Origin of the sequence: Nocardioides sp. (assembly GCF_047607365.1) — a bacterium.
In the GTDB taxonomy this organism is placed as follows: domain Bacteria; phylum Actinomycetota; class Actinomycetes; order Propionibacteriales; family Nocardioidaceae; genus Nocardioides.
Genome location: NZ_JASGDD010000117.1, coordinates 24270 through 40974, shown reverse-complemented (window position 1 = coordinate 40974; position 16705 = coordinate 24270). Strand labels below are relative to the sequence as shown.

Annotated in this window: 11 protein-coding genes; 10 read left to right on the top strand and 1 reads right to left on the bottom strand. The window is 65.4% G+C overall.

The window, feature by feature from the left end; translation table 11 throughout:
- Nucleotides 1–154 precede the first annotated feature (154 nt).
- From QM572_RS08890 to QM572_RS08870, 5 genes are all read left to right on the top strand, one after another.
- Nucleotides 155–376: a hypothetical protein gene (locus tag QM572_RS08890; RefSeq protein ID WP_415092180.1), complete on the top strand. Its 222-nt coding sequence runs from the start codon at nucleotides 155–157 to the stop codon at nucleotides 374–376.
- Nucleotides 373–2937, top strand: coding sequence for a vWA domain-containing protein (locus QM572_RS08885; RefSeq protein ID WP_415092178.1), 2565 nt, complete (start codon nucleotides 373–375; stop codon nucleotides 2935–2937). Before QM572_RS08890 ends, QM572_RS08885 begins: the two co-directional genes overlap by 4 nt.
- Nucleotides 2938–2980: 43 nt before the next feature.
- Entirely contained in the window at nucleotides 2981–6334 is a 3354-nt protein-coding gene (locus QM572_RS08880) for a tubulin-like doman-containing protein (RefSeq protein WP_415092176.1), read from the top strand.
- Between the two features lie 35 nt (nucleotides 6335–6369).
- Nucleotides 6370–8907, top strand: coding sequence for a hypothetical protein (locus QM572_RS08875; RefSeq protein WP_415092174.1), 2538 nt, complete (start codon nucleotides 6370–6372; stop codon nucleotides 8905–8907).
- A gap of 72 nt (nucleotides 8908–8979) precedes the next feature.
- Entirely contained in the window at nucleotides 8980–10515 is a 1536-nt protein-coding gene (locus QM572_RS08870; RefSeq protein WP_415092172.1) for a hypothetical protein, read from the top strand.
- Nucleotides 10516–10620: 105 nt separating this feature from the next.
- Here the strand turns inward: QM572_RS08870 and QM572_RS08865 are convergent, their stop codons facing one another.
- Nucleotides 10621–11280, bottom strand: a complete 660-nt coding sequence (locus QM572_RS08865) for a DUF2201 family putative metallopeptidase (RefSeq protein WP_415092170.1) — start codon at nucleotides 11278–11280, stop codon at nucleotides 10621–10623.
- Nucleotides 11281–11462: 182 nt separating this feature from the next.
- Here QM572_RS08865 and QM572_RS08860 point away from each other — a divergent pair, with 182 nt between their 5' ends.
- From QM572_RS08860 to QM572_RS08840, 5 genes are all read left to right on the top strand, one after another.
- A complete protein-coding gene (locus QM572_RS08860) occupies nucleotides 11463–12491 on the top strand; it encodes a hypothetical protein (protein ID WP_415092168.1) in 1029 nt (342 codons plus the stop codon).
- Between the two features lies 1 nt (nucleotide 12492).
- Nucleotides 12493–13590, top strand: a complete 1098-nt coding sequence (locus tag QM572_RS08855) for a hypothetical protein (RefSeq protein WP_415092166.1) — start codon at nucleotides 12493–12495, stop codon at nucleotides 13588–13590.
- A gap of 65 nt (nucleotides 13591–13655) precedes the next feature.
- Nucleotides 13656–14069 (top strand): hypothetical protein, encoded by a 414-nt coding sequence (locus QM572_RS08850; protein WP_415092164.1) that lies wholly within the window; start codon nucleotides 13656–13658, stop codon nucleotides 14067–14069.
- A complete protein-coding gene (locus tag QM572_RS08845; protein WP_415092162.1) occupies nucleotides 14066–16198 on the top strand; it encodes a type IV secretory system conjugative DNA transfer family protein in 2133 nt (710 codons plus the stop codon). The genes QM572_RS08850 and QM572_RS08845 overlap by 4 nt, the downstream gene beginning before the upstream one ends.
- The gene (locus QM572_RS08840) at nucleotides 16195–16542 is read left to right on the top strand and encodes a DUF5663 domain-containing protein (protein ID WP_415092160.1); all 348 of its coding nucleotides are present in this window, start codon (nucleotides 16195–16197) and stop codon (nucleotides 16540–16542) included. Before QM572_RS08845 ends, QM572_RS08840 begins: the two co-directional genes overlap by 4 nt.
- Nucleotides 16543–16705: the final 163 nt, after the last annotated feature.

Genomic DNA, 16705 nt, shown 5'->3' with positions numbered 1-16705 from the left:
TGACGCGCCTTCGGCGGAGGTTCCGGTGATGCGCCGAGCGCCCACCGTGCAGTCGGTCGCCCGCCGTTGGCCACTTCACGGCGTTCTCGGTGTCAGTGGCGTGGGACTTGTCGTGGCGATCTTCCGAGCGCCACTGGCATCCACAGTCGCGTACGTGGCTCTACTGCTCGTCGGGTGCGGGCTGCTGTTCTATCGACGCTTCGACGCCATCGCGACCACACGCAGCGCAGGTGGGTCTGGTGCCCTCAGCGTTCAGCCGGTCGAGAAGGGCGCGATCGCTGCACTGGCACTGGCTTGCTTAGCGAACGGCGTTGTCATTGCGTTGGAGGTCGCTAGGTGGCCGGTATGGGCGCAACTACGGGAGCAGTTCCTGTGATCCGTCGCCCCGTCGCGGCCGTCATGGCCGCCCTCACCTGCATGCTCTTTGTCATCATTGGCTGGACCGCTCCTGCAACCGCGGCTCCCGCACCCACGGTCGTACGAGTCGCCGCCACGGCCAGCGACGGTTCAGAGGACGTCGCGACCTGCCTTCAGTCCGCTCGAAGCCTCAGTGCGCTCTTCCTGTTCGACCAATCGGGAAGCCTGAGTAGTTCAGACCCGAACGGCATCAGATACGACGGATTGAAGGTTGCGCTCCAGAGCTTGTCGCGCGTGCACCGCCCCGACGGCGCAGACGTTGCCATCGAGGTCGCTGTCTCCGCCTTCGACAACAACTACTACAAGGCACGCGATGTCGTGAGCTGGACTCGCATCAACGATGGCAACGACGATGACGTCTCCGAAACCATCGACGAGGTCATTAAGAAGGCCGAGGAGCGGACCCATCCCGACGGGGGTACGAACTTCACCGCCGCCATGGACGGCGCCTATGACGATCTGAAGGATCGTGGCTCCCAAGGTACCTGTCGCGTGGTGTTCTGGTTCACTGACGGAGCGGACGAATCCGGTGCTGTCTCAGGCGACGCCTGCCGTGTCGATAGCGGCGTTGTGGATCAGATGCGCCGTGACGGGATCGTGATCGTCGGGCTGCAACTGTGGCCGTCCAACATCATCGATCCTCGCCCAGACGATCTGGAAGCGATGTCGACCGGCAAGTCTCCGACGCTTGAATGTGGGCGACACCCGATCCCATCGGACTGGGCTCGGGGAGTATTCATTCGGGCAGATGATTCCGCAGCGCTTCGCCGGCTGTTCGGCACGCTCGGCAACATAGTCAACGGGTGCGCCCCGCAGGGTGACCGTGGCGGCGTGATCGACCCCGGTGTAAGGGCTATGAACGTCACCATCCACACGCCCAAGCAAGTCAAGGCAGTCAGGCTGGATGCGCCGGATGGCACTGTCATCACTGCGGCGCCTCGCGGATCGACCACGCAGGGCGGCTACACCGCGCTCGCGCAGTCAGACGACACCTATGTCTCTCTCACGGTCGACTTTCCCCCGGGGGAAGGAGCCGGCGAGTGGACTGTCTCGGCTGGGCAGGCTGTAGCAAATGACGACATCGAGTTCTGCGTCTTCTCCGGGCTCCACCTGGTTCGGGTCGATCCGACGGCGGCGCCGAAGGCGGGCAAGGCGGGCGAGTTCGCCTATCAAGCAGTCGACAAGGACGGAAACGTCGCTGATCTCTCTGTCTATAAGGACGTCGCGGTGGGAGCCTCGGTTGTCGCCTCCAATGGCGACATCCGCAAAGCCACCGCCGAACGTGTGGGCGACCAACTCGTCGTGCGGTTCAAGTCCGAGGCCACCGACGCCCGACTCCAGGTCCGACTCACCGCGCAGTTGACCACGGTCTCGGGAGTCGAGCTCACGCCGCTCGCGATCGATGAGGGTGTCGGCCTCACGCTCAGCAAGGCTTTCCCCACGATCTCCCCGATCGACCAGCTCGACCTCGGCGCAGCCATCAACACGCAACCGGCCAGTGCGAAGCTGACTCTCGTTGGCTCGCCGATGGGTCCCTCGCAAGTCTGCTTCGACAAGCCCACCGAGATGGTTGTTCCAGAGGAGGCCAGTGGCGCCACGCTTGATGTTCAGCGCGGCTGCGTTGACCTTGCTCAAGCAGAAACGAAGACCGTCACCGTAAGTATCACTCCCGACGACCCGACGGTTGGCAACGGCGAAGCAATCCTCCCGATCCGGCTTGTGCCCGTCGTGGGCAGCGAAATGGACGGACAAGAGGCCGAGGTCAACCTCCCGGTCATCTGGCGCTACGAGAACCCGCGCGACCCGGTCGTGCTCATCGCGGTGTTGGTGATTGCCTCGCTGCTCTCAGTTGCCTTGCCCCTCATCGCGCTCGGTCTCGCGAACTTCCTCACCGCTCGCTTCCAGGTCTCGGGCCTTCGAGCGGAAGTGATTCCGGTTGTCATCGGAGAGGACGGCCCAAGAAGGATCGAACCGCTCGAAGGAAACCCCACAGCGGTGATCGAGAGCTACAAGACCTCGGTGGTGCCGACCACAGGTCGGCGGAAGTTCCGCTACGGCCCCGTTGAGCTTGTCAGCAAGGCTTACCTGAGCCCGCTCAAGGCTCCCTCCTTCCTGGTGCGCCCGATCGCGGCCGGCTACCGGGTTCTCTCATCAGTTCCTCCGCCGATGGCTGACGGGACTGTCGCCAACGCCTCACCTGGTTTGGGCTTTCTTGCGATCGCTGTGATTGCGGAGGCGGATCTGAAGAATCCCTCTCTCGGCGAGGTACCCGCTCAACTCGTCGTCTTGGTGCGCGACAAGAACGTCGCTTCGGCAAACCTCGATCCGCTGATGAACAGCAAGGTCGACTGGCGAGTTGTCACCGAACGCTGGCGCGAAGGTGTCGATGTTCGGCCGGGTCATCCGAGCAGCGGAGATCACCCCTCCGGCACCACAAGTTTCAGCCACCTCGATGGCGGCTCCAATACCTCCACGCTGGACCTCGGTTCGATGGGGCACTTGGACCAAGGGGACGACTGATGGTCCAAAATGAAATGCACAAATCCGTGGGAAGGCGGCGCTAATGCCTATTCAGCCATTCATATTCGTCGGCGTCGGAGGCACTGGCGGCAAGACGCTTGGTGTAGTTCGAAAGACGCTCTCCGACACCCTCAGCAGGATCGGCTGGGAAGAGGACTGGCCGGAGGGTTGGCAGTTCGTCCACATCGACGTTCCCGCCGACCCTGATGCCGACGCAGGAGACACGCCGTACTCCCTGCCGCGCACCAGCTACGTCCCCCTGACCACGGCACGCAGCACCTACCAAGGGTTCCACGACGCCGTGACGCAGGAGCTTGCTCAGTCGGGCGCCGACGCTCCCGACCAGTACCACGCGTGGGGGTCGTGGCATCCCGAGCCAGCGAGCGCCGTCAAGGTCGAGATCCCGAACGGGGCGGGCCAATACCGTGCCATCGGACGTGTGTGCGTCCTGAAGTCGCTCAAGCTGGTCGACCAAGCACTGACCCGCGCCTACGACGCCGCGACGGCGGCCGAAACGGCTCCTCAGTTGCGGCGAGTCCAGGAGAGGATCGGTCGCGAGAAGCCGACGGCGGGAGACGTTCGTCCGGTCATCTTCGTGATCGGTTCGGTTTCCGGAGGATCGGGGTCAGGCATGATTCTCGACGTCGTGGACGTACTCCGAGCCCACGGCCACCGCGAGATCAACGCAGTTGTCTTCACCCCTGAGGTCTTCGAGAAGGCGACCGGAGAGACAGAGCCGGGTGTCGCCCCGAACACCTTCATGGCCCTCAGTGAGATCTCCAACAGCATGTGGACGCACGCCCAGGCGGACGCACCTCTGTCCCGCGACCGAATGTTCGGTCGCGCCGGAGTCCGCTACCCCGTCGGGCACGGTGGCCCGAGCACGGTCTTCCTCGTCGGACGACGCAACCGCTCCGTCACCTTCGACACCGCTGACGACGTCTACAAGATCGTCGGGCGGTCCCTGGGCGAACTCACGCTTGACGAGAAGCTCACTACTGCTGTCGTCAACTACGACATCGCCAACGGCAACGCGATTGCAGCCGGAGCCAAGGACTCACTCAACTTGTCGACGCCCGATGCCAACCGAGACGTTGCGCCCTTCCGAGGTCTTGGTTTCTCCCGGTTGTCGGTGGGCCGTGACTTCTTCGACCGGTACGCGAGCGATCGGTTGCTGCGTCGTGCTGCGTTGCGGCTTCTGGACGGGCATCTGGAGCGTCGGCGTGCGGAGGATGCTTCGTCGGACGACGAGCTGAAGCAGCAGGTCGTCCAGGAGGCGTGGCCAGCATTCCTTCGTGACGTCAAGCTTGATGAGGTGCGGGAGAAGAACGCGATCTCGGATCGGCTCGACACCTGGAACGAGCCGGAGCTGGCTGGGGCTCGGGCGGAGTTCGCCAACCTCGTGCGCGACGACGTGACGGCGGACCCGCGCAGGGGCAAGGTGCAGAACGCCCAGGCGCGCGCGAACGTCGTGGTGCGGGTCAACGCGGCCCGTGGCGCCAACACTGGTGTTGCCACCGCGATCCAGAAAGCCACCAACCGTCTGGCCCTGGAGTTGCAGGGGGACGTGCAGGTCACCCTTGAGCGGGTCATCGTGCGCAGCATTGCTGCCTACGGGCTGCCCGTGACGATCGACTTGATGGACCGTCTGATTGATCGCTCACGCGAAGGCGTGGAGAGCCTTGCCGCCGACCGCACCTACGTTGGACGCAAGATCAACGACATGCTCGGAGCGCTGCCCACCCCGCCTGCGGGTGCTCCTGCGGAGTTCCCGGTCGGTTCCGTCGAGGACGTTGAGGCCATTGTGTCGGAAGCGCAGGACGTGCTGCGCAAGCACGTCCAAGTGATCGCCTTGGAGATCTCCCACAGTTTCCTCGACGACCTCACGACCAACTTGTTGGAGCCGTGGCGGCGCGCACTGAGTGACGCCGACGGCCTGCTCCGCCTGGACCTTCGCCCCGCAGTGGGGCGCAGCCCGCTGGAGATCTGGCCCGGCGACGAGGGCGTCCCCGACTACCTGCGTCCAAGCAAGGTTGAGTTCCTGCTCGACGACGTCGACGGGTTCCCCGAGCAGTTCGTGAGCGTGATCGAGCGCTCGGTGAGCGGAGACAAGGGGCTGGCTGCTCTCATCACGGCGACTGAGCAGGTCATCGCCGGCGAGGAGTTGGGGGTTCACGCCCGGACCCGGCCGGTGGCGCTCCTTGAGCAGCGCTGGGTGCCCAAGCTGGAGATCGCCCGCCGCAAGGGTCAGAACCAGGCGGCCGCCCGACTGTCGATCACGTTGGGCTTGGAGGATCTCAAGGCTCGCACGCACGAGTGGCTGGTCGACCAGGAGAAGTACGTCGGTCAGTTCCTCCAGCACTCGCTCGGCGACTACCTGACCGACCCGCTCACTCCCGCGCCGGAGCGGAAGAACCGTCAATCCCGGCTGGTGGGCCACTTCGAGTCGATGGTCAAGGCATCTCTGCCGCTGGTGGCACTTGAGCCTGCCATGACCAACCTCATCCACGGCCACGACGTGCCGCCCTACAACCTGCACGTGTCGACCCTGAACGTCCCCAGCCAGATGGAAGACGTACGGCAGCAGATCAAGGACGCCGCCGTGGCATTGCTGAAGACACCGCAGGCGGTGAAGTTCAGCAACACCCCGCGTCAGGACGCGATGATGATGACGCTCCTGTCCGAGCCGTACCACCTGGTGGAGGTGGCGAGCATCATGTCGCCGATCTCCAAGCAGTGGTCGAAGGGTGGCCAGGGACGTGAGCTGTGGCAGTACCGTCGCGCGAGGCCGCTCAGCGAGTGGGTGCCGCTCGGCCCTGACGCCCGTCGGGCGTTGGTCACTGGCTGGTTCGCCGCGAGGCTTCTCGGCACGGCCAGTGTCGACGGTGAGGGCGGCACCGAGCTCACCGTGAAGGTTGGAGCCAAGACGTTCGAGGTCCCGAAGGCCGGGGTTCGACTGCCGACCCGTCGCGATCACGTCGGCATGCTGCTCGAAGCGCTTCCCGCTGCCTTCCTGGAGTGCTTCAACAAGAAGTCTCTCGCTGGCGTCGAGTTGTATCAGTACCTCATCAACCTCGGGGCTGCCGTTGATGACGAGATCAACCCCATCTCTGCATGGCTCGCGGGAGGCAAGGGGGCGGGCGCACCGGAACTCGCCGGAGCGATCGCCAGTGGCAAGTCACGCCAGGAGGCCGCACGACTGTTGCTGTCTAGTTGGCGCAGTTCGTATGAGGGATTTTTCACTCAAGATGTCGACGCCGCCACGGCCCAAGCGCATCCGACGCTAGAGGCGACGGATGATGTCCGAGAGGCCTTCAACAGGCTCCAGGTCGCCGTCGATCGTGAGGTGGTTGTGATTGGCGGCGACATCACCAAGGAAAACTCGGTGAACTTCTAGTGACCATCGCAGTTGTCGTGGTCAGTCCCTCAGACGTGCGCGATGACGCGCTCGTCTGGGGGCAGGCCGGTCTGATCGCCGACAGTTTTTGGGTCTCCTCGGACCACGCTGGCACGATCGACCCCGACAGGCCGAACAGCGTCAGCGCACAACGCATCCTGCCGCGAGAGATCCGAGAGCCAGCCCCGCTCGCGCTGTCGCTGGCGGAGCTCGGGTCGCTCGACGAGATCCGAGTAGCGTGGATTCGCCCGCCTGAGCCGGAACTCACCGAGTCCATGAAGTCCCTTGAGCACCTGCTGCGCGAGATGCTTCCGCCTGATGTGACCCGCTGGCTCGACATCGTCGTGCCCTCCGCGCGCACCGACGCCACGGTGGCGCCACTCCCGGGCCAGTGGCTTCAGCTACGCATCGTGGCCGAAGACCGCAGCGCGCCCGACGTTACCGACGCCGGATGGGATCTCGACCTCGACGTCCCACTGCACTCGGCACTGATCGCTGTCGGCATCTTGGCAGGCACCTTCGAACGACTTCCTTGGGGAGCCGAGAGCGCCGCCGAGCACTACGAGTTCCGCACCTTCAGCCGTCTGGTCCTCGGGGCGCTGGAAGCAAGCGTCGAGGCTGACCGCTTCATCACCCAGACCATCCCTCAGTCCAGTGCAGGATCGTTCTACCCGACCCGATTCCTGGAGTTGGAGAGCGAGGCAGCTCATCGGTTGCTCGCGGAGGCACTGACCTACATCCTTGAAGCCGACTCCGCGACTCTCTCCTACAACGACCCAGAGCCGTCACGTTTCCAGCCGCCGCCCAGCCTGACACGCTTCCAACACCTCCTGGCGTTCTTCCGATTCTTGGGGTTTGGCCTGCTCTTGCTGCTTGGGTTGAAGGCCGAGCCCGAGGCCGTCGTCCACTCCAAGTACGACTTTGACGACCTCGGCTACAACGTGGACAAGCCGACGCCTGCGATCGACTGGGGTGTCAAGATTCCCGACTTCGACGCGCTGGACGCCGAAGCAGCCGAGGAGGCACGCAAGGACCTCACAGCACTCGATCGTCAACTACGACGCGACCCGCCTATGCCGCCTTCGCGAGTCTGGCGCTCCCTCGTCCGCTTGGTGACGTCGATCAACGACGGCGGCGCCGAGCCGGACGGATGGGATCCCCCGGAGCATCAGGATCGCAAACCCGTTCTCGCGGCCGCGATGGTTCAACCCTCGGCGGCGAGCCTCGTCACGAGCGACACCCCAGAACTCGCCGAAGCGCGCAATGCTGGAATCGCCAACGCAGCCATCGACGAGGCTCGCCGGCGCCGCAACATCCCTCTGGTTGCTCTCGATGACGCAACTGGTGTCGTCGTGACTGCCCAGCGACTTGCTTCAGAGGGCAACGAGCGCGACAGCATCCGCCTGGACGAACAGCTCAGCACGCTGTCAGCACCGCAAGGCGCTGGCGCACGCAGCCTGCTGGACCAGATCGGCAGTCGCGTGATCGGCGCAGCCATCAGGGCACGGCTCGACACAGAGCGCTGGACAGAATGGGCGACCGGCCCGTCTGAGAGGGACCCGCTCGACTGGAGTCAAGCCGAGCGCAAGTTCCGCAAGCGCACTCTCATCGGCATTGCCGTCTGCGCGGTCATCGCGCTGATCTGGGCAGCCGTCGCCTACTTCGCTCGCAACGTCCTTCCAGCCTGGCTCACGGCCCCGGTTGGCTTCATAGCGGTTGGCGCGCTGGCGGTGGTCTTCCTGCTTTGGAGCCTGTACGCGTTCTTCCGCGCTTACAGCGCCTTCCTCGAACGCGGCCGCCGTCGGCTTGAGGTCCGTCGACGCTGGCTGGAGCGCGCCCAGGTAGCCATGCGTGAGCACGCCCGCCTTCGGATCGCACGCGTGATGACGACGAAGTGGCTGGACATCCTCGCCGCGATCTACCCGCCCAGCGAGACGACCGTCCGTTCCGTCGACAGGACCATGCCCGCGACAGCGCCGAAGGGCATGGCCGCCGCGCTACCTATCTACAGCGAGCGAGAGATCACTAAGTGGCTCATCAACGAGGCCGCTGAGGTCGGCTGGCGGATGCGAGCACTGGAGCGAGTCGCGTCCAACGCGATGGAAGCGTCCGCAGCGGACGCCGTCAAGAAGCTCGTCGAGGACGACGGCCTCAGAGGTGGTCCACTAGCAGACCTGTGGGAACGACGCGTTGATCTGTGGACGGCTCATGCAGGAGAACTTCGCGTCGAGGTGTCTGGCGACGTTGCGCGACGATTCCTCGAAGCCGAAGATAAGCTGGTACGGATCCTCACGCCGACCTCACGCGCCGCCTCGCCGGTCACGTTCGGCGAGTTCGGGGCTGAGCCCTGGCCCGAGGCGAACCCCGACGACCTCGCCAGTTGGGACGAGCGTCGAGACTTCACGCTACGCGACGGCCTAGCCCGTGGAGGATCCGGCTCGGCGCGAATAGGCGACGACGTCTGCGCCGTGGCATTCCGGATGCAGTTGCGACGCTCAACCGCCGTGACCCGGTCCGCGCCGGTGCCGGTGCCGGTGACGGAGACGGATGGTGACGATGACGGCATCTTCTAGCGTGACGGGTGCGAGCCAGGACGGACGGACGCATATCGATGCATCTACACCGACGAAGGCGGAGCGTTCGAGGTGAGCAATAAGGGGCGGAAGGCTCGGCAGGAGCGCGAGGCGAGCCGCGAGCGCGCCCGGGTGATGGCAGACCAACTCGCCGCGGTGAGACACACCCGACAGTGGATCATCGGTCTCGCGACGCTCTGTGCGACGTTGGGCGCAACCTACCTCTACCTGAACAACGTGGGCGGAGATCCGGTCGAGCGCGACGCCAACCTTCAGGTCACCTCAGGTCAGGGAAACACGTCCTGGCGACTGGCGAGAGACTTTGGCGGCATGCCCATCCTCTGTGGGTGCGCGGATCCGACAGGCCACGACCTGGGGATCGAGGGGGGCACGCCGTGGGAGGGAACCTTGATTCCGGCAGACCAGTTCACCATGTCTCTCGAGGACGGGCAGCCATGGGCCCTGCAGGCAATCGCCCCGGACTCCGGGCCCGCCGCCTGGCTCGGCGCTGGCATCGTCCCCCTGAACCTCCGGGTCACCGTGCAGGGCACGGATGGTGTCGGTTATCAGTCGGACTATTCGGTGACGTTCGACAAGACGAAACTCTTGTCCTCCAACGGCGTCTACGGACTGACCCTCGATGGCTTCGACAGCGTCGACGTGGACGTCGAGGATCAGTGGCCATTGGTATCGGTCATGAGCCCGAGCGGATCCAGCTCGGCCGTGCACGTCGAGTCCGGAGCGCGCCCGTACGAGCCCGCAGCCGCCGGTCTGATCATCGATGTGCTGGCGCAGTCCGCGCATGGAGCCGGGATGTTCCTGAATGTCGCGAATGAGTCGACCCTCACCGCTGTGGCAGGTCGCAATGCGCGTGTGATCGTGGGGACGCGCCTCGTCGATCATGTGGTTCCGGGCGCGAGCGTGGAGATCGTCGTCTCCTCACCGATCGGTCCGGCACAGCTCATGGCGTTCCCCACCACCTCCGCATGGCGACACCGTCTCGATGCGCTCACGACGGCGAGCCCCGACGTCACCGTCGTCGACCACACGACCGGCGACGTCCCCGACCCCCATGCTGTGGATCCCCCGACCGCAGACCTCCCGGCAAGTCGCATCAGGCTCGACTCGATCCTTACCCCCTCGGAGAGCAGTTGGCAGGCCTTCCTGAAGCGCACGACGCCCAAAGATCCCGACGAGCCGACAGGCCTTCCTCCGCTCCCGAGTGATCGGAGGATCGAGATCTTCGGGCCCATCGAGGAGCTGCAGTCGAGAGCGATGTCCGGCTCCGTCAGCGTCGGCAATGAGAGTTGGGCCATCACCCAGGCCGACGACCTGCAGTTGCGTTCCTCTGAGGGCATCTCAAGCGGCCCATGGACCCCATCCCTCGGGCTCTCCGTTGGCTCTGCACCGGTCGAGACCACCATCTCCACGAAGGCCGACGTGTCCGTAGGCGGCGCGCCTGTGACTCTCACTGATCGTGCGGACGGCTGGGCAAGCGCGGTCCTCAACGTGCTCCTCTTGCTTGCTGGAACGGCAGTTGGTTTGCTGCCCGAGTGGAGGCGACTCAGGCGAGAGGAAATCATGCTGAGGGGTGGCGGAGTCCGATGATCGGGTCGGCGGCCGATGTTCATGAGTGTAAAATTCGGCCATGCAGATCACCTGGGGTCACGAGGCAGCACGCGCTGACGACGACCTCACGTCACTCGTGACAGATCAGGCGTCGACCGAGTAGATGGTTATCTGCGAGCCGGGCACTCCGAGCGCCATCAGTGCCCCGTCGACCTCCCCGAGCGCCCTGGCCAGAAGGTTGTCGTCGACGCTGTAGGAGGTGTCGATGATGATCGAGACGCGCGGGACCGGCCTGTGCTGGCCAGGGAGGACCACCCCGGGGAGGGAGGACGAGCGTCGAGAGGGTTTGGTGTAGGTGTAGTCGCCACGACCGGCCGCCCATCCGACGGCGCGTCGTACCGCTCCGGCGAGCAGGGGTTCCCACGGGACGTCCGGCTCCAGGGTTCGCTTGACCCATCGCAGTGCGTCGCCTGGGTCGCTGCCCCGGCCGGAGGCGTGTCGGTCGTATTCGACGGCGACCTTGCGACGGATCTCGGTGGCCTCGTGTTTCGACACGGCGCCGACGTCGGTGTCGGGGGCGTACTCGTTGTGGCGGAGCAACCCGTCGGCGCCGCTTCCGCAGCCGTCGGTTGGGCCGAGCGCGCCGCCCTGATCGGCATCGCCATCCGATGGAGGCGGCGGTGGGCGCGAAATCAGTGGGAAGTATTCCTCTGCGAACCTTGCCGCGGGCCGTTCCAGGTCGCCGCCGCAGCCGCCAAGCTCACCAACTCGTCGACCAGGGCGTCGTCCACTAGTCCTCCTCATTCGCTCGGCAGAGGCCCAATCGTCCCATGTCGAACGCGCCCGGACCGGCCACCGTCGAAGTCGTCATGGATCGTCTTGAAGCCCACCTCGGGCGTCTCTCATCTGTGCTTACCCTCAGGTCCGATTGCCGCGCTCGGGGGAAAACCCCCGCCGAACTGGTTGATGTGGGCCAAGATGCTCGCGTGGACGTGCTGCTGATCGACGACAAGGAGGGCGAGGGCGCCCTTCTTGTGCGCGAGTGGGAGGAGGCCGGGATCCGTGTCCTCCACTCTGACGATCTGGACGATCTCGCGGTCATGCTCGATGGCGGACGCCCAGACGGCTGGCCCGACGGTCCTTACGAGATCGAGGCGGCTGTCATCGACCTCGACCTCGGTGGCAAGAAGCTGGGACTCAAGACACTCGGCGCGGCTGGGGGGATCGTCGCCACCGATCGGCTCTTCCGCTGGAGACAGAGGTCAGGGAAGAACTTCCCGATCGCTCTGCGGACAGCCGACGTCATCGACGATCGCGCGCTCGCAGCGGTACTTGCGGCCGAGATCGCGGGGCGTCCGCTTCCACTCTGGGGTAAGTCCTCTGTCGCGGCGCAGCGACTGCGCGCCTTCGTGCTCGACTCCCTCGACGACGTGGTCCAGGAAGCGGCCTATGGCGCGGTCATGGTGCATCCCGTGCGCTTCGTGAAAGGCGAGCGAGGGGAGAACCTGCTCGGGGACTATCTGTACGACGGCAAGAGGGCCGACGTCTGGCGCAAGCTCTGGGACGGCTGGGAGGTCGAGCCGGCGATCCTGGCCGCGGGCTATCGAAGCCATAACAAGTTCTGGGAGACCCACCAGTGGCTCATCGCCACCATCCTGCATCTGCGTGACCAGGGGAGAGGACTCCACGAGCTGAACGGTGAGAGGCTCCGTCTACCCGACTACGAGGAGCAGATCTGGGCCGAGACCATCGGTGACCTCGATCAGGCCATCTACGACGTAGCGAAGCAGGACGACCTCGCGGACAGTACGAAGCGGGTCATCCTTGCCAGCCTCCGCAAGGACCTGTCCGAGATCGAGATGTTCCTCGCCGGGAAGAATCTGAAGCGACGCAAGAACGGCAACCTCGTCAACACCCGCCCGAGCCAGAAGCGGAACGTCGAGCAGGGTGAGTTCCTCGGCGTCTATGGCCAGGTGCTCGGCCACCCCGAAGTCGTGAAGCTGTTCAGGCACTGAAGTGGCAGACATCGGCGATCCGCGGTCGGCCCTCGGACTGGTGATCCACGCCGGCTACCGGCTGTGGCCGCAGCTCGACGCGCTCGCCCAGTGGGGCGATCAGCTGGAAGAGCTGCGACTCGTCCTGGCGTACGGCGACGACGAGGAAGGAGGACCAGCCCAACGCATCGAGCGCTTCGTCGCCGAGTTCCTCCCGCATCTCAAGGTCACGCGGGTCGGCACCGTGTACGACGATGATCCACAGCAGACGGCCATCGCGATCGCGGCTGCCACGGCCGACCGCGGTCCGTGGATCGTCGACATCTCGGGCGGCACGCGCCTGATGTTCGCTGGAGGAGTTCTTGCGGCCAGTCGGCTTCCGGACCTCGCGGTCGTGTTCCGCGACACCGCCGGACCCTGGTACCAGATCGCGCGCGACGGTGAAGCCGTCCCGCTGGAGGGCATCTCGACGCGAGCCATCGAGCGATTCACGGTCCAAGGTCTGCTGGAGGTCACGTGGGCGGACGAAGACCGGCGTGTGCGAATCGCGCAGCCTCCGATCGAGCCGGAGATCTGGACAGCTGCGCAGAACGTGTTGGCGAAGCCCGAGCGGAGCTGGCGCAACGAGCTGGAGCAGGCCACCTCCGCGATCACGAGGCGCCAGAGCGCCCGACCCGATGGCGGCCTGCTCTTCGAGCGTTTCGTCCTCAGCCTGCTGCGCCAGATGGGAGTCGCCGAGGACGACTCGGCCGTCGGGGTCAAGCTGACCGACGACGGCAGCCCGGTCCAGGAGGTCGACATCGTGGTCAACTCGAACGGTTGGCTCCACGTCATCGACTGCAAGATTCATGACGGGAAGCCTCGTCGCGCCTTCCACCCGCCCGGCAGGTACGACCCTCCGCCGCTCGGAACCCAGGTCCGAGAGGCCTTCGCCACCCGACGACTTCTCGGTGACGGCGGCGACCAGTTCATCCTGCTCCGCCCGAACATGGTGATCCGGGAGGAGTTCCGCAGTCTCTGTGGGGAGTACCAGATCAACGTCGTCGACAAGGTGGACCTCGCCAAGCATTCGCTCCCGGTCATCCTGGAGCGCCTCATCCAGCCGCCCGGGAAGGTGTAGCTGCCATGTCAACGGACAGAGGGCCGAGCATCGGAGAACTTCCGCGCATCCATGTGGCCTTTCGCATGGCGGGAGTGCGTCGGGTCGAGCACGGCGACCTCGAGGAGACCCGACGAGACATGGTGGCGATGCTGACAGCGCTCGAAGGCCATCATGGGTGCACCTTCACCCTGCAGTGGCTGGCCTTCCCCAGCGTCGGCGACGCACGCGGCGGCCGGATCGAGGTCTCGCTGATCGTCGCGATCCCCGGAACCTCAGGTGGGGCCCTGGTCGAGGAGATCACCGACGACGTCGACGACGTCCTCAACGGTCCGCCTGGACTGTGGACCTTCGATCGCGTGACCGACCCGGCGGAACTCGAAGCCATCCTGAACCCCTTCGAGCCGGCGTACGTCGCCGAGATCGTGCGCCGCGAGGAGGATCTACCCGGCCGGGAGCAGGGTCCTGATTCGGTCCAGGGAGTGGGGCAGTACCTGTGAGCACCGTCGAATCAGATTCCGAGCTCTGGACTCTGTGGACACTCGGCCCATCGACTCCCGACACCCATCGCCTGGCAGCAAGCCTGTTGGCCCAAGAGGCGCCCGTGTGCGTCCGGATGTCGGTCACGCCCACGGACCTCACGGACGTGGAACGTGACGGTCTGGAGGCCCTGGTCGAGAGGCACAAGTCCGACGTCAAGGAGTCGGCGTCACGTAAGGCGGCCCATCGAACGCTGGAGTCGATCCTCTATCTCCGTCCCCTCTTCCAGTCTCGATGCGTGGTGGCAAGTCCGGAGCCACTGGCGCCTGCGCTTCTGAGCACCATCGGACACACGTTGAGCGAGCCTGCCGAGCACGTCTCGGAGCCACCCCCGGCTCTGGCGGGCGGATATGCGATCGAACGCGGGTCGGACAGCCTGGGCGTCTTCGAGGGCGGAGCGGCCAAGGGGGAGTTGCCCTCCAAGGCACCAGCAGGGCTGGGGCGTCTCCGCTCCCTCCTCGGTGTCTGGGAGGCTGCCAACCTGTTCCGGCTGCCCGTCGTCACCGATGAGGATTATCAGGCGCTCCCCATCGACGACAGTCCGTTGCTCCCCGGCGTACTCGCCCACCTGCCTGTCGAAGGCACCCGCATCGGCAGCATCAGCCGCCTGCCCCAGCGGTCGGTGGCCATCGCCTCCGAGGACCGGTTCCGCCACGCCTACGTGGTCGGCCAGACCGGCACAGGGAAGAGCACACTCCTCATGAACATGGCCTTGGACGACATCGCCGCCGGCGACGGGGTGTGCGTCATCGACCCGCATGGGGACCTGGTCGAGGGGATCCTCTCTCGCATTCCTCCGGAGCGGGCCGGCGATGTCGTTCTCGTCGATCCGGCCGACCCGGTTGCGGTCGTCGGTGTCAATCTGATCGAGGCCGAGTCCGACCTGCAGAAGAACTACCTCACGACCGAGGTCGGCAACATGCTGCAGAAGCTCTTCGACCCGAACAACACCGGAATCGTGGGTCCGCGATGGCACTCGATGATGAGGCAGGCGATCCTGCTGCTGCAGAGCAGCGCCGAGATCAAGAGCTCGCTCCTTGATGCGTCCACGGTGTTCAGCGACGTCGCCGTCCGCAAGTTCCTGGTCGACCGTGCACAGGACGACCCGATGGTCATGCAGTACTGGCTGTCGGAGGTCCCGCAGGCATCGCGTTCCAACGAGTGGGGCGAGGTGGTCGCGTGGTTCAACTCGAAGTTCGAGGTCTTCCGGGCCAGCAGACTGCTCCGCGGTGTGATCGGTCAGAGCGAGTCCAGCGTGTCGTTCAGCGACATCATCCGTGACCGAAGGATCCTTCTGGTCAATCTCTCGAAGGGCGCGATGGGCTCGAGCAACGCGGAGCTGTTGGGACACGTGGTCGTGATGAAGCTGTGGGGGACGATCCTCGAACGCACCCGGATCCCGCACTCCCAGCGCACGCCCTTCTACGTCTACATCGACGAGTTCCAGAACATCACCACCGACTCCCTCGACACCATGCTCGCGGAGGCTCGCAAGTACGGCGTCGGTCTGACCCTCGCCAACCAGTTCTTCGACCAGTTGAACGAGAGCACGCGCGCAGCCCTGCTCGGAAACGTGGGTACCAAGTTGGCCTTCCGGCTCGGCCCCGCCGATGCCGCTGCCTTCTGCCGCTGGCTCGGCGGGGACGTCGAACCGGATGAGCTCACCCACCTTCCGAACCACCAGATGGTGGCCGCGCTGTCGCCTGGTGGCGTGCCCACCTCGCCGGTCCTTCTCAAGACCCGCGCTCCTTCAGAGCCCGACTTCGCCGCGGCCGAGGCGGTGCGAGAGCGTTCACGCACGGCGCACGCAGTGGCGGTCGACGTCGCCGAAGAGCGCTTCACCCGACGTTGGGCGCCCGTCGCGGGATCATTCGCTGCCAAAGCGCTGGAGGCCAGGCGCAAGGCGGAACCATCCGACCCTGGCACGACCGAAACGCCCGGGGTCGGGCCGACGCAAGGCGCTCCCACGTCCTCGTTCCTGGACTCCTGGCTCGCCAAGCGCACGGATGCGCCCGCCGCCCGCGACCAGCCGCACGCAGGGGCTTCCGACGACGCCGCCACCGACCCTCTGACCGGGGATGCCAGATGATCAAGATCGACCGCTCGCTCCTCGAGGAGCTCGGCCTCGACGCCCTCCCGCCGCGTGAGCAGGATCCGTTTCTCAAGCACATCTTCGAGACCCTCGAGATGCGGGTGGGGATGAGATTGGCCGATCTGATGAGCGAGGAGCAGCTCACGGAGTTCGAGAGCTACTTCGACGCCAAGGATGACGCGGGCGCCTTCATGTGGCTTGAAGCGACCTTTCCCAACTACAAGGAGATCGTCCAAGCGACGTTCGAAGCGCTCAAGACCGAGATTGCCGGGTCGGCCGCAGCGATCCTGATCGCCTCAGGCGTGGAGATCGGAGATGATCCGACAATCTCGAGTGAGTAGTCGGTGTGACGCCGCGCGAGAGGTGGTTCATGGCCGGGGGTCTCGTGGAGGCGGCACGGTTACGTCAGCGTGAGGCCAATCGCTGACAACTGAGCGTCGATCGGTACGACATCGGGCCGAAGTGAGGCGGCCGACGCGACAGGCGCCGGCAATATCGCCGACA